This is a genomic window from Clostridium sp. (genome assembly GCF_032552055.1).
Taxonomy (GTDB): domain Bacteria; phylum Bacillota; class Clostridia; order Clostridiales; family Clostridiaceae; genus Clostridium.
Window position 1 is genome coordinate 14,702 of sequence record NZ_JAWGSV010000013.1, and the last position, 12,958, is coordinate 27,659.

Consider the following 12,958-nt stretch of genomic DNA (forward strand, 5'->3'; position numbering starts at 1 on the left):
TAATCAACCCTCCTTAACAATGCCTTTAAGTTTTAGAAATCTTTTTATTTTTAAATCAGTACCTCTATCCTTTGATATGATAGATTCTTTAATCTCATCATCTACATCCTCTAAAACACTTATATGTTTTAAATTCTTCTGTTTAGGCATCTGAACTGTTTTAGTGCTCCCATTACTAAGGATTATATAACTATCACTTAAATGCCCTATTACAACATATAAATGATTTTTATCTCTTCCTCTTTTTGAAAGAACCACTTTCCCAATTAAGTCATTGTTTTGCAAACTTTTCACCTCAATGATTACCTTAGTCATAAATCTACAAGCCACCTTTTGGTATCATGCGAATTTATAACTAAGCAACACCTCTATTAAATCAGTGTTAATATTTCGGGTCCATCTGGTAAAATAACAATTGTATTTTCGTAGTGTGCAGATAAACTTCCATCCCTAGTTACTACAGTCCAATCATCATTTAAAGTTTTCACTTTATAATCCCCTGCATTAACCATAGGTTCAATGGCTAGGGCCATTCCCTTTACTAATTTCGGTCCCTTTCCAGGCTTACCGAAATTAGGCACCTCTGGATCTTCGTGTACTACTCTACCTATACCGTGTCCTACGAAATCTCGTACTACAGAGAAACCATGCGATTCTATGTAGCTTTGTATTCCATGTGATATATCAGTAAGTCTGTTATCAACTTTAGCATATTCTATACCTTTAAAGAAACTTTCTTTAGTTACTTCTATTAACCTTCTAGCTTCTTCACTTATATTTCCTACACCAAAAGTCCTGGCAGCATCACCGTGAAAGCCATTTAAGTATGCTCCACAGTCCACACTAATTATATCTCCATCTTTTAATGCATAACCTCCTGGGATCCCATGAACTACTTGCTCGTTAACAGATATACATAGTGAAGCTGGAAAATCATATAGACCTTTAAATGAAGGTCTTGCTCCATGCTTAGTTATAAATTCTTCTGCTATCCTATCTAATTCAGCAGTAGTTATTCCTGGCCTTACTTTTTCTTCAATCAGTAGTAGTGTTTCTGCTACTATTTTACCTGCTTCCCTCATTAGGTTTATTTCTTTGTCATTTTTAATAAAAATCATTATTAAAGACTCCCTAAGATGTTACAGATACTTTCAAACACTTCGTTAATAGCTTGAGTTCCATCTACAGTTGAAAGTAAGTTTCTTTCTTTATAAAAATCAATCAGTGGTTGTGTTTGTCTCTCATACACATCAAGTCTTTCAGATACAGTTTCTTCTGTATCATCTTTTCTTTGGATTATATCACTTCCACAAACATCACATTTGCCTTGTGCTGCTGGTGGGTTAAACTTAATATGATAGCTAGCTCCACATGATGGACATACTCTTCTTCCTGTCATTCTTTCTAGAATGAAACCAGTAGGTACTTCTATTAATAAAGCTGTATCTAGTTCTTCATTTCTTGAATTTAAGAATTCTTGAAGAGCTTCTGCTTGATTAACTGTCCTTGGGAAACCATCTAATAAGTATCCATTCTTACAGTCATCCTGTTGTAACCTATCTTTTACCATGTTTATAGTAACTTCATCAGGTACTAGTTGACCTTTATCGATGTGCTTCTTAGCTTCTATTCCTAAAGGAGTATTTTCAGAAATATTTTTTCTAAATATATCTCCTGTAGAAATATGTGGTATTGAGTATCTATTACTAATTGATTTTGCCTGTGTTCCCTTACCTGCTCCAGGAGGACCTAATAATACTATCTTCACGGGCATCATCTCCATTATTAATCTATTTTAAGAATCCTTGATAGTGTCTCATTACTAATTGTGAATCTAATTGTCTTGAGAAGTCAAGACCAACACCAACCATAATTAATAATGATGTACCACCAAATTGTATTCCTTGTAAACCAGTATTTGCAATTAATATTGGTAGTACTGCTAGTAAAGCTGCAAATACTCCTCCAACTAATGATACTTTTGTAAGTACCTTTTCAAAATGCTTTTCTGTTGCTTCTCCCGGTCTTATTCCTGGTACAAAACCTGCTGATTTGTTAAGATTCTCAGCCATTTCATCAGGCTTAAATGTAATTTGTGTGTAGAACCAAGTAAAGAATATAGTTAATAATGCATAACATACTGGATACATCCAAGTAGTTTCATTGAATATACTATATTTACTTGTAACAACACTTTGTACCCAAGTAACATTTGGGAAGAACTCTGCAATTGTCTTAGGGAACATCATAACTGACATAGAGAATATTATCGCTATAACAGCTGACCCTATAATACTTAAAGGAATGTGAGTACTTTGACCCTTCATCACTTTAGATCCTACTGCTTTACCAGCATATTGTACTGGAATTCTTCTCTCTGCTAATGAGAAGAATATACATAAACCTAGTAAGATAATTGCAAAAGCAACAAATAATAAAATTCCTATTATAGTAATTTTCCCTTGATCCTCTAATGTAAATAATGACATTAAAGTTACAGGTAACTGAGATACTATATTTACGAATATTAATATGGATATACCATTTCCAAATCCTTTAGCTGTGATTTGATCTCCAAGCCACATACAGAATGTTGATCCTGCAACTAACGCCACTAGAACAACTAGTACTTCTGGCCAAGCCATTCCTACTGTAGCACCCTTAGCTGCTACCATACTGTATGTTCCAAAAGCAAGAATGAATCCTATTACAATGGATAATATTCTTGTAATCTTTTGAATCTTTTTCCTTCCATCTTCGCCTTCCTTTGAAAGCTGCTCTAATGATGGAATTGCTATAGTTAATAATTGAACTATAATTGAAGCATTAATATAAGGTGTAACACTTAAAGCAAATATACTAAATTGTCTAAATGCTCCTCCTGATATTAAATCATAGAAACCAAATATTGTACCACTTGTAGCTAAACTATTTAAAACATCTGTGCGAATTCCAGGAACAGGAATATGGGTTCCTATCCTGAAAATTGCAACTAAAAATATAGTCCATAAAAATCTCTTTTTTAATTCGGGAACCTTCCAGGCATTACGTAGGGTTGATAGCATACTAAATCACCTCAACTTTTCCTCCAGCTGCTTCTATCTTTTCAGCCGCTGATTTTGAGAACTTACATCCTTTAACAGTTAGGCTCTTATCTAGTACACCATTTCCTAAAATCTTAACTCCGTCTTTTACCTTACTGATAACTCTTCTTTCAAGTAAAACTTCCGGTGTAATTTCAGTTCCGTTTTCAAATATATTTAATCTGTCAACATTGATGCTAACATATTGCTTAGCAAATATATTTGTGAATCCTCTCTTAGGAAGTCTTCTATATAATGGCATTTGACCACCTTCAAATCCTGGTCTTACTCCGCCACCTGATCTAGCCTTTTGGCCTTTTTCACCTTTTCCAGCATTTCTACCTAAACCTGAACCAGTACCTCTACCAACTCTTTTAGGAGCCTTCTTACTTCCAGCTGCTGGTTTTAATTCATGAAGTTTCATTACTCAATGCACCTCCTCTTATTAAACTTCTTCTACTTTTAGTAGATAGTTAACCTTATTAATCATTCCTCTGATTTGAGGAGTTTCTTCATGTTCTACTGTCTTACCGATTTTTCTAAGTCCAAGGGCATTAGCAGTAGCAATATGGTCTTTTTTTCTTCCAATTAAACTCTTAACAAGAGTAACTTTAATTTTTGCCATTGCGATTCCCTCCTAACCTAAAATCTCTTCTACAGTTTTGCCTCTTAATTTAGCTATATCTTCAGCTGTTCTTAAGTTTGCTAAACCGTTAATAGTAGCACTTACCATGTTTTTTGGATTGTTTGAACCTAATGACTTAGCTCTAACATCCTTTAATCCTGCTAATTCTAATACAGATCTTGCTGGACCTCCAGCGATAACTCCTGTACCTTCTTTAGCTGGCATTATAAGAACCTTACCAGTTCCGAATTTTCCATATATTTGATGAGGAACAGTTGTTCCAACTATAGCAACACTTACTAAGTGTTTCTTAGCGTCTTCTATTCCTTTTTTAATTGCTTCTGGGATTTCGATTGACTTACCCATTCCAACGCCTACGTGTCCGTTTTCGTCACCTACAACTACTAAAGCGCTGAATCTGAAGTTTCTACCACCCTTAACAACCTTAGTTACTCTGTTTATGCTAACAACCTTTTCCTTAAGGTCTAGTGTGCTAGGATCGATTCTCATGTATTTCCCTCCTTGTTTATTAGAATTTTAAGCCTGCTTCTCTTGCAGCCTCAGCTAAAGATTGAACTCTTCCGTGATACACGTATCCACCTCTATCGAATACTACTTCTGATATTCCTTTTTCTAAAGCTTTCTTTGCTATTAATTCACCAACTAATTTAGCTGCTTCTTTATTTCCGCCTGATTTAACTTCTACTGTCTTATCTAAGCTTGAAGCTGCAACTAAAGTTACTGCATTAACATCATCTATAATTTGAGCATATATATTTTTTTCACTTCTATATACTGAAAGTCTTGGTCTTTCAGGAGTACCAGAAATTTTCTTACGTACTCTTAGGTGACGTCTTTCTCTACTAGCTTTTCTGTCTACCTTTTTAAACATAAAGGTTTCACTCCTTTCTATTATTTCTTACCAGTCTTACCTTCTTTACGTCTGATTACTTCGTTATCATACTTAACTCCCTTACCCTTATATGGTTCAGGCTTTCTCCATGATCTGATATCAGCCGCAGCAGCTCCAACTTTTTCTTTATCTATTCCCTTAACAACAACTTTAGTTGCAGCTGGAGTTTCGAAAGTAACACCTTCGATTGGTTCTATTTCAACTGGATGTGAATATCCTAAGTTCATTACAAGTTTCTTTCCTTGTAATTGAGCTCTGTAACCAACACCAATTAGTTCTAAGCTCTTTTCAAATCCTTTTTCTACTCCAATTACCATGTTATTGATTAATGCTCTAGTTAATCCGTGAAGAGCTCTGTGCTCTTTTTGATCGCTAGGTCTAGTAACAACAACTTGATTGTTTTCTACTGCTATATTCATGTCTTTGTTCATAGCTTTAACAAGTTCGCCCTTTGGACCCTTAACTGTAACAACATTATCTGCTGAAACAGCTACAGTTACGCCTGCAGGTATAGTTATAGGTAATCTACCTACTCTTGACATAATCGCACCTCCTGTTTTACTTGTTCTTATATATGTTAATCTAGTTACTTTCTAATTTGGAATTACCAAACGTAGCAAACTACTTCTCCGCCTAATCCAGCTTTTCTTGCTTCTCTATCAACTAATAAACCATTAGATGTAGATATTATAGCAACTCCTAGTCCGCTTAACACCTTTGGAATTTCATCTTTCTTACAGTAAACTCTTAAACCTGGTTTAGATATTCTCTTTAAACCAGTTATAACTCTTTCTTTATCTGCTCCATACTTAAGAGATATTCTTAACATTGGAACAACACCATCGTTATATTCCTCTAATTCTTTAATGTATCCCTCTTGTAATAATATATTTGCAATAGCCTTCTTCACGTTTGATGAAGGTACTTCTACTACTTCATGTCTTACAGCATTTGCGTTTCTAATACGAGTCAGCAAATCTGCGATAGGATCTGTCATAACCATTTAATGTGCCTCCTTTCACTAATCAGTTTCTTACCAACTTGCTTTCTTACAACCAGGGATTTGACCCTTGTAAGCAAGTTCTCTAAAACATATACGGCATATACCAAATTTCTTTAATACTGAATGTGGTCTTCCACATAGTCTGCATCTTGTATAAGCTCTTGTTGCATATTTTGGTTCTTTTTTCCACTTTTCAATGATAGCCTTACGTGCCACGGTTTTCCCTCCTTATTATTGAGCGAATGGCATACCAAGGAATCTTAATAATTCTCTTGCTTCTTCGTCAGTGTTAGCTGTAGTTACGAAGATAATATCCATTCCTCTAACCTTATCGATTTTATCGTATTCAATTTCTGGGAATATTAATTGCTCTTTAACTCCTAGTGAGTAGTTTCCTCTTCCATCGAAAGATTTGCTTGAAACTCCTCTGAAGTCTCTAACTCTTGGAAGAGCAATTGCCATTAATTTATCAGCAAATTCATACATCTTTGCTTTTCTTAATGTAACCTTACATCCTAAAGCCATTTGCTCTCTTATCTTAAAGTTAGCAACTGATTTCTTTGCTCTTGTTAAGATTGGCTTTTGACCTGCAATAATACTTAAATCATTAACTGCAGCTTCTAATATTTTTTGATTGTCCTTAGCTTCACCAACACCCATGTTGATAACTATCTTTTCAAGCTTTGGAACTTGCATTATATTCTTATATCCAAACTTTTCGATCATAGCTGGAATTACTTCTTTTTGATACTTTTCTTGAAGTCTTGTTGTCATAATTTAGTACCTCCTTTCAGATTCTAGAATGTTTCGCCGCACTTCTTACAAGCTCTAACTTTAGTACCATCTTCTAATATCTTGTTACTAATTCTTGTAGCGTTTTTACACTTTGTGCAGTATAACATAACTTTTGAGCTATAGATAGCTCCTTCTTTTTCTATTATTCCGCCTTGAGCATTCGCTCTACTTGGCTTTTGGTGCTTTTTAACTATATTAACTCCTTGAACGATAACTTTACCTGTCTTAGGATATACTTTTAAAACTTCACCAGTCTTTCCTTTGTCTTTACCGGAAACAACTACAACTGTGTCATTCTTTCTAACATGTACTTTCAAATGAGACACCTCCTCCATTATAGAACTTCAGGTGCTAATGATAAAATCTTGTTAAATTCGTTATCTCTTAGCTCCCTTGCAACTGGTCCGAAGATACGAGTTCCTCTTGGTTGCTTGTCATCCTTTATAATAACTGCTGCATTTTCATCAAACTTAATGTATGAACCATCAGCTCTTCTTAATCCTTTTACTGATCTTACTATAACAGCTTTTACAACGTCTCCTTTTTTAACAACTCCGCCTGGTGTTGCACTTTTAACGCTAGCAACTATTACGTCTCCAATGTTACCGAACTTTCTCTTAGATCCGCCTAAAACTCTTATGCACATGATCTCCTTTGCACCTGAGTTATCTGCTACTTTTAGTAAGGTTTGTTGTTGTATCATTGAATTACCCTCCTTTCAGACTTAAAGCCTATTTAGCTTTTTCAACTATTTCAACAAGTCTCCATCTCTTATCCTTAGATAATGGTCTAGTTTCCATAATTAAAACTCTATCATTAATTTTAGCTTCATTGTTTTCATCATGAGCTTTAAACTTTGTTGTTCTATTAACTGTCTTACCATATAATGGGTGTCTAACCTTAGTCTCAACAGCAACAACGATAGTCTTATCCATTTTATCTGAAACAACTCTACCTATTCTTTTTTTTCTTAATCCTCTTTCCATTAAGAGTTACCTCCTTTCAGATTTACTGCTCGAAAGCCCTTATCTCTTCTTCTCTTAAGATGGTTTTGATTTGGGCTATAGATTTCTTTACTTCTCTAATTCTCATAGGATTTTCTAATTGACCTGTAGCTAATTGGAATCTTAAGTTGAATAACTCAGCCTTAAGGTCATTTAATTTAACCTTTAAATCTTGAGGAGCATTTGCTCTTAATTCTTTTAGTTCTCTAGCCTTCATTATTCTTCACCACCCATTTCCTCAAAATCTCTTCTTGTAACGAACTTACACTTTACAGGAAGCTTGTGTGATGCAAGTCTCATTGCTTCTCTTGCAACTTCTTCATTTACTCCTGATAATTCAAATAAAACTCTACCAGGTTTAACTACTGCTACCCAGTACTCTGGTGAACCTTTACCTGAACCCATTCTTGTTCCAGCTGGCTTCATAGTAACTGGCTTATCTGGGAAAATCTTTATCCAAAGTTTTCCTCCTCTTCTGATATATCTGTTTATAGCAATTCTGGCAGATTCAATTTGATTACTTGTTATCCATCCGCAGTTCATTGCTTGGATACCAAAATCTCCGTATGCAAGGAAATTACCTCTTGTAGCTTTTCCCTTCATTCTACCACGTTGTACCTTACGATGCTTAACTCTCTTAGGCATTAACATGACTAATTCCTCCTTTCTTACTTATGCGTTAGCTTCTTCCTTCTTTTCAACTTTTTTAGTTGGAAGAACTTCTCCATTATAAACCCAAACTTTTACGCCAATCTTTCCATAAGTTGTATCAGCTTCAGCAAATCCATAATCGATGTCTGCTCTTAAAGTTTGTAGTGGAATTGTTCCTTCATGATATTGTTCAGTTCTAGCTATTTCAGCTCCACCTAATCTACCTGAGCAAGCAGTTTTAACACCTTTAGCTCCAAGTCTCATAGCTCTTTGGATACTTTGCTTCATAGCTCTTCTGAATGATACTCTTTTTTCTAATTGAGCAGCAATGTTTTCTGCCATTAATTGAGCATCAGCTTCTGCTTTTTTCACTTCAACTATGTTGATTACTAAATTCTTATTATCAACTATTTTAGCTAACTTTACTTTTAAAGCTTCTATTCCTGATCCACCTTTTCCGATTATAACACCTGGTTTAGCAGTATATATATTTAATTTAACTCTCTTAGCAGCTCTTTCAATTTCAATCTTTGAAATACCAGCTGAGAAAAGTTCCTTCTTTACGAATTCTCTTATTTTGTTATCTTCGATTAAGTTGTCTGCGAAATTCTTCTTTGAAGCATACCACTTAGCATCCCAATCTTTGATAACTCCTACTCTAAGTCCGTGAGGATGTACTTTTTGACCCACTTGTTTTCCCTCCTTCTTTCTAAGCTCTTTCTTTAACTACAAGTGTTATATTACTTGTTCTCTTGTTAATTCTAAATGCTTTTCCGTGATCCATTGGTCTGAATCTCTTAAGTGTTGGACCTGCACCAACATATGCTTCTGCTACATATAATCTTTCTACATCCATTTCGTGATTATTTTCCGCATTAGCAACAGCTGACTTTAAAACTTTGTTTATTGCAACAGCTGCTTCTTTTGGAGTATATTGTAGAATAGCGAAAGCCTCTTGAATATTTTTTCCTCTTATTAAATCAAGAACTACTCCTACTTTAGTTGGAGACATTCTAACATATTTAGCTATAGCTCTAGCTTCCATTTATGTTCCTCCTTTCCGGGATTACTTTCTTTTTCTTGCTGCTTTTTCGTCATAATCGTGTCCTCTGTAAGTTCTTGTTAATGCGAACTCACCAAGCTTGTGTCCTACCATGTCTTCGCTTACGAAAACTGGAACATGCTTTCTTCCATCGTGAACAGCAATTGTATGACCAATCATTTGTGGGAATATTGTTGAACTTCTTGACCAAGTCTTAACAACCTTCTTATCTCCACTAGCATTCATTTCTTCAATTTTCTTTAAAAGTCCTTCATGTACAAAAGGCCCTTTTTTTGTTGATCTACTCACTATAATTTGCCTCCCTTCATAATCTCTAGGCTGACAAGCCATGAAGAGAACTTACTTCTCTTCATACTACTTATCGTTTCTTCTCTTTATTATGAATTTGTCAGAATACTTCTTATTCTTTCTAGTCTTGTATCCAAGTGCTGGTTTACCCCATGGAGTAACTGGACTTGGTCTACCGATTGGTGATCTACCTTCACCACCACCATGAGGGTGATCGCAAGGGTTCATTACAGAACCTCTAACTGTAGGTCTCCATCCTAAATGTCTCTTTCTACCAGCTTTACCGATATTGATAATATCGTTAGTAGTATTTGAAACAGTTCCTACTGTAGCTCTACATTCTATTCTAACATATCTCATTTCACCTGAAGGTAATCTTAGTGTTGCGTAGTTACCTTCTTTAGCCATTAATTGAGCTGAAGTACCAGCTGATCTTACCATTTGAGCACCTTTGCCTATTTGTAATTCAACATTGTGAACAAAAGTACCTACTGGTATGTTTCTTAATGGAAGAGCGTTACCAATTTTGATATCAGCATCAGCTCCTGAAACTACAACATCTCCAACTTTTAATCCAACTGGAGCTATTATATATCTCTTATCACCATCAGCATATACAACTAGCGCTATGTATGCTGTTCTGTTTGGATCGTATTCGATAGTAGCAACCTTTGCAGGGATACCATCCTTATTTCTCTTGAAATCTATTATTCTATATTTTCTCTTAGCTCCACCACCGTGGTGTCTAACAGTTATTTTACCTTGAGCATTTCTACCACCACTTTTGTTTAATGAAACAAGAAGTGACTTTTCTGGAGTACTAGTAGTAATTTCTTCAAAAGTAGCCATTGTCATTTGTCTTCTTGATGGGGTAGTTGGTCTAAACTTTTTAACTGCCATGTAAATTCCCTCCTTACTTTAAGCTTCTCTGGTATTTATATACCAATAATGCGCTTTATTCGCGTTATTGCATTCCTTCGAAGAATTCGATGCTCTTGCTATCTTCTGTTAAAGTAACAACAGCTTTCTTGAAGTCTGCTCTCTTTCCTACATGTACGCCCATTCTCTTTGTTTTTCCCATAGTTCTTAATGTTTGAACTTTGTCAACTTTTACGCCGAAGATTTCTTCTACAGCTTTTTTAATTTGAACTTTGTTAGCGTTAATTTGAACTATGAAAGTGTACTTTTTGTCTGCCATAGCAGTCATACTCTTTTCAGTGATAACAGGCTTTCTTATAATATCATAGCTTGTCATTATGCGTACACCTCCTCAATCTTTGATACAGCATCCTTAGTTATGATTAATTTTTCAAACTTTAATAAATCATAAACATTGATGTTGTTAACTGGCATAATTTGAACATCAGCAATATTTCTAGCTGATTTGTATAATACTTCGTTTGATTCACCAGTTACTATTAAAGTCTTCTTAGCTTCGAAAGCTTTTAATACTTCAACCATGTTCTTAGTCTTTGGAGCTTCGAATCCTAATGTTTCTAATACTACCATTTGACCGTCTTGAACCTTGCTAGTTAAAGCAGACTTCATAGCTACTTTTCTCATGCTCTTTGGCACTGATACTCTGTAATCTCTTGGTTTTGGTGCGAATACTATACCACCTTTGATCCATTGTGGTGCTCTAATAGAACCTTGTCTTGCTCTACCAGTTCCCTTTTGTCTCCAAGGCTTGATTCCGCCCCCTCTTACCTCAGCTCTTGTCTTAGCTGATTGAGTTCCTTGTCTCTTGTTAGCTAATAAAGCAACTACAACTTGATGCATAGCATCTGTGTTAACTTCAACTCCGAACACATTATCGTTTAATTGGATATCTCCAACTTGTTTTCCTTCTTGATTAAATAATCCTACTGTAGGCATCCTGTTTCCTCCTTTCTATAGAAATTAAGCTTTAACTGCGTTTCTTATTACTACTGTACCTTTGTTAGGTCCTGGGATACCACCCTTGATTAGTATTAAGTTCTTTTCAGCTATAACCTTAACTACTTCTAAGTTTAATACTGTTGTGTTAACAGCACCCATATGCCCTGGCATATTCTTGTTTTTGAAAGTTCTTGATGGATCTGATGAAGCTCCCATAGAACCTACTGCTCTGTGGAACTTAGAACCGTGACTCATTGGTCCTCTGCTAGCATTCCATCTCTTGATAACACCTTGGAATCCCTTACCTTTAGAAACTCCAGATACATCAACTTTGTCTCCAACTTGGAATAAGTCAGCTTTAATTTCTTGACCAACTTCATAAGCTGAACAATCTTCTAATCTTAATTCCTTTAATCTTCTCTTTAAAGAAACTCCTGCTTTAGCATAGTGTCCCTTCTTTGGCTTGTTAACTAATTTTTCTCTTATGTCACCAAATCCAACTTGTATTGCTTCATAACCATCTTTCTCGATAGTTTTCTTTTGAACAACAACACATGGACCAGCTTCTACTACAGTTACAGGAACAACCTTACCATTTTCATCAAAGATTTGAGTCATTCCAACTTTCTTTCCTAATATAGCTTTTTTCATGTATTTACACCTCCTAAACGTATTAGCGGATTGATTAACAATCATAATCGTTCAAACTGTTTATTTGATAAGTATTTACTATAGCTTAATTTCGATATCAACACCAGCTGGTAAGTTTAATCTCATTAAAGCATCAACTGTCTTAGGTGATGGATTAACTATGTCGATTAATCTCTTGTGTGTTCTGATTTCGAATTGCTCTCTTGAATCTTTGTATTTGTGAACAGCTCTTAATATTGTAACAACATCTTTTTCAGTTGGTAGTGGTACTGGACCTGCAACCTTAGCTCCTGTTGATTTAGCTGTTTCAACAATTCTTTCAGCAGATTGATCTAAAATATTGTGATCAAAAGCTTTTAATCTGATTCTTATTTTTTGTTTTGACATCTTGGTTTCCCTCCTTTTCATGTACGCTTTACTTCTAACGCACAACAGTGGATGTTCTATAAACTGCTCCACGTGTTTCATACTTTTACTCATGGTGCTATAGAACCCCTGGTTTAGGATTCTAGATCCTAACTTCTTAATTAAGAATTAACCCGGAAGTCCGGCAACCTCTTAATTATGTACTGTTTGCTATACAACTCCTACATTATACTATGTTTAAATAGGCTTTTCAAGAGTTTTTTTATCGTTTTTTCATAAATTTTAAGACTTATATTACTCTATAAATTTTATCATATAATTTCCTTAGCAAATATATTCTATATTGACTATCTTCTTTTATCAATAGGTTTTTTTATGTAATTTCTACCTGATACTATTATCTATTATCTATTATCCCTATTTTATTATATATTAATCATTTACAATATCTTGGTATTTTTTTTATTTTAAAATTAAAAGAGAGTAAAGGCGTCCCTCTACTCTCCAAGTGTGATCACATTATTTTATTTAAAAAGTTTTTTGTTACTATTCGATTATGCTAGTAACAACTCCTGAACCTACAGTTCTTCCACCTTCTCTAATAGCGAATCTTAATCCTTCATCCATCGCTACTTGAG

General features: G+C 34.9%; 25 protein-coding genes and 1 pseudogene. All 26 read right to left on the reverse strand.

Features of this window, described 5'->3' with window-relative positions; all coding sequences use genetic code 11:
* Nucleotides 1–3: 3 nt before the first annotated feature.
* Entirely contained in the window at nucleotides 4–315 is a 312-nt protein-coding gene (locus E6248_RS02100) for a KOW domain-containing RNA-binding protein (RefSeq protein WP_316339185.1), read from the reverse strand.
* 56 nt (nucleotides 316–371) lie between these two features.
* On the reverse strand, nucleotides 372–1,118 hold the full coding sequence (gene map / locus E6248_RS02105) for a type I methionyl aminopeptidase (RefSeq protein ID WP_316339186.1): 747 nt from the start codon (nucleotides 1,116–1,118) through the stop codon (nucleotides 372–374).
* A gap of 2 nt (nucleotides 1,119–1,120) precedes the next feature.
* Nucleotides 1,121–1,768, reverse strand: coding sequence for an adenylate kinase (locus E6248_RS02110; protein WP_316339187.1), 648 nt, complete (start codon nucleotides 1,766–1,768; stop codon nucleotides 1,121–1,123).
* Nucleotides 1,769–1,790: 22 nt separating this feature from the next.
* Nucleotides 1,791–3,065 (reverse strand): preprotein translocase subunit SecY, encoded by a 1,275-nt coding sequence (secY, locus tag E6248_RS02115; RefSeq protein ID WP_316339188.1) that lies wholly within the window; start codon nucleotides 3,063–3,065, stop codon nucleotides 1,791–1,793.
* A gap of 1 nt (nucleotide 3,066) precedes the next feature.
* Nucleotides 3,067–3,507 (reverse strand): 50S ribosomal protein L15, encoded by a 441-nt coding sequence (rplO, locus tag E6248_RS02120; RefSeq protein ID WP_316339189.1) that lies wholly within the window; start codon nucleotides 3,505–3,507, stop codon nucleotides 3,067–3,069.
* 21 nt (nucleotides 3,508–3,528) lie between these two features.
* A complete protein-coding gene (rpmD, locus tag E6248_RS02125; RefSeq protein ID WP_316339190.1) occupies nucleotides 3,529–3,708 on the reverse strand; it encodes a 50S ribosomal protein L30 in 180 nt (59 codons plus the stop codon).
* A 12-nt stretch (nucleotides 3,709–3,720) separates the two neighbouring features.
* The gene (gene rpsE / locus E6248_RS02130) at nucleotides 3,721–4,218 is read right to left on the reverse strand and encodes a 30S ribosomal protein S5 (RefSeq protein WP_136006869.1); all 498 of its coding nucleotides are present in this window, start codon (nucleotides 4,216–4,218) and stop codon (nucleotides 3,721–3,723) included.
* Nucleotides 4,219–4,237: 19 nt separating this feature from the next.
* On the reverse strand, nucleotides 4,238–4,600 hold the full coding sequence (gene rplR, locus E6248_RS02135) for a 50S ribosomal protein L18 (protein ID WP_136006867.1): 363 nt from the start codon (nucleotides 4,598–4,600) through the stop codon (nucleotides 4,238–4,240).
* 20 nt (nucleotides 4,601–4,620) lie between these two features.
* Entirely contained in the window at nucleotides 4,621–5,163 is a 543-nt protein-coding gene (rplF, locus tag E6248_RS02140) for a 50S ribosomal protein L6 (RefSeq protein WP_136006865.1), read from the reverse strand.
* Between the two features lie 62 nt (nucleotides 5,164–5,225).
* The gene (gene rpsH / locus E6248_RS02145; RefSeq protein WP_316339191.1) at nucleotides 5,226–5,624 is read right to left on the reverse strand and encodes a 30S ribosomal protein S8; all 399 of its coding nucleotides are present in this window, start codon (nucleotides 5,622–5,624) and stop codon (nucleotides 5,226–5,228) included.
* Nucleotides 5,625–5,654: 30 nt separating this feature from the next.
* Nucleotides 5,655–5,840, reverse strand: a complete 186-nt coding sequence (locus E6248_RS02150; protein WP_136006861.1) for a type Z 30S ribosomal protein S14 — start codon at nucleotides 5,838–5,840, stop codon at nucleotides 5,655–5,657.
* A gap of 15 nt (nucleotides 5,841–5,855) precedes the next feature.
* Entirely contained in the window at nucleotides 5,856–6,398 is a 543-nt protein-coding gene (gene rplE / locus E6248_RS02155; RefSeq protein WP_136006859.1) for a 50S ribosomal protein L5, read from the reverse strand.
* Nucleotides 6,399–6,421: 23 nt separating this feature from the next.
* A complete protein-coding gene (gene rplX / locus E6248_RS02160; protein WP_136006857.1) occupies nucleotides 6,422–6,736 on the reverse strand; it encodes a 50S ribosomal protein L24 in 315 nt (104 codons plus the stop codon).
* Between the two features lie 17 nt (nucleotides 6,737–6,753).
* Nucleotides 6,754–7,122, reverse strand: a complete 369-nt coding sequence (rplN, locus tag E6248_RS02165; RefSeq protein ID WP_136006854.1) for a 50S ribosomal protein L14 — start codon at nucleotides 7,120–7,122, stop codon at nucleotides 6,754–6,756.
* Nucleotides 7,123–7,150: 28 nt separating this feature from the next.
* Nucleotides 7,151–7,405, reverse strand: a complete 255-nt coding sequence (gene rpsQ / locus E6248_RS02170) for a 30S ribosomal protein S17 (RefSeq protein ID WP_066889849.1) — start codon at nucleotides 7,403–7,405, stop codon at nucleotides 7,151–7,153.
* Nucleotides 7,406–7,427: 22 nt separating this feature from the next.
* Nucleotides 7,428–7,640 carry a 50S ribosomal protein L29 gene (gene rpmC, locus E6248_RS02175; protein WP_136006852.1) on the reverse strand — a complete coding sequence of 71 codons (213 nt, stop codon included), beginning with the start codon at nucleotides 7,638–7,640 and terminating at the stop codon, nucleotides 7,428–7,430.
* Nucleotides 7,640–8,074, reverse strand: coding sequence for a 50S ribosomal protein L16 (gene rplP, locus E6248_RS02180; protein ID WP_136006850.1), 435 nt, complete (start codon nucleotides 8,072–8,074; stop codon nucleotides 7,640–7,642). The genes rpmC and rplP overlap by 1 nt, the downstream gene beginning before the upstream one ends.
* 21 nt (nucleotides 8,075–8,095) lie before the next feature.
* On the reverse strand, nucleotides 8,096–8,764 hold the full coding sequence (gene rpsC, locus E6248_RS02185; RefSeq protein ID WP_316339192.1) for a 30S ribosomal protein S3: 669 nt from the start codon (nucleotides 8,762–8,764) through the stop codon (nucleotides 8,096–8,098).
* Between the two features lie 19 nt (nucleotides 8,765–8,783).
* The gene (rplV, locus tag E6248_RS02190) at nucleotides 8,784–9,119 is read right to left on the reverse strand and encodes a 50S ribosomal protein L22 (protein WP_136006847.1); all 336 of its coding nucleotides are present in this window, start codon (nucleotides 9,117–9,119) and stop codon (nucleotides 8,784–8,786) included.
* 21 nt (nucleotides 9,120–9,140) lie between these two features.
* Nucleotides 9,141–9,425, reverse strand: coding sequence for a 30S ribosomal protein S19 (rpsS, locus tag E6248_RS02195; RefSeq protein ID WP_136006846.1), 285 nt, complete (start codon nucleotides 9,423–9,425; stop codon nucleotides 9,141–9,143).
* 66 nt (nucleotides 9,426–9,491) lie between these two features.
* A complete protein-coding gene (gene rplB, locus E6248_RS02200; protein ID WP_316339193.1) occupies nucleotides 9,492–10,325 on the reverse strand; it encodes a 50S ribosomal protein L2 in 834 nt (277 codons plus the stop codon).
* Between the two features lie 64 nt (nucleotides 10,326–10,389).
* Nucleotides 10,390–10,680: a 50S ribosomal protein L23 gene (gene rplW, locus E6248_RS02205; protein ID WP_136006843.1), complete on the reverse strand. Its 291-nt coding sequence runs from the start codon at nucleotides 10,678–10,680 to the stop codon at nucleotides 10,390–10,392.
* The gene (gene rplD / locus E6248_RS02210; RefSeq protein ID WP_136006841.1) at nucleotides 10,680–11,300 is read right to left on the reverse strand and encodes a 50S ribosomal protein L4; all 621 of its coding nucleotides are present in this window, start codon (nucleotides 11,298–11,300) and stop codon (nucleotides 10,680–10,682) included. Before rplD ends, rplW begins: the two co-directional genes overlap by 1 nt.
* Before the next feature lie 24 nt (nucleotides 11,301–11,324).
* A complete protein-coding gene (gene rplC, locus E6248_RS02215; protein ID WP_136006840.1) occupies nucleotides 11,325–11,954 on the reverse strand; it encodes a 50S ribosomal protein L3 in 630 nt (209 codons plus the stop codon).
* Between the two features lie 78 nt (nucleotides 11,955–12,032).
* The gene (rpsJ, locus tag E6248_RS02220; protein ID WP_136006838.1) at nucleotides 12,033–12,341 is read right to left on the reverse strand and encodes a 30S ribosomal protein S10; all 309 of its coding nucleotides are present in this window, start codon (nucleotides 12,339–12,341) and stop codon (nucleotides 12,033–12,035) included.
* Nucleotides 12,342–12,866: 525 nt separating this feature from the next.
* Nucleotides 12,867–12,958: pseudogene (locus tag E6248_RS02225) on the reverse strand (elongation factor Tu); the annotation flags it as partial.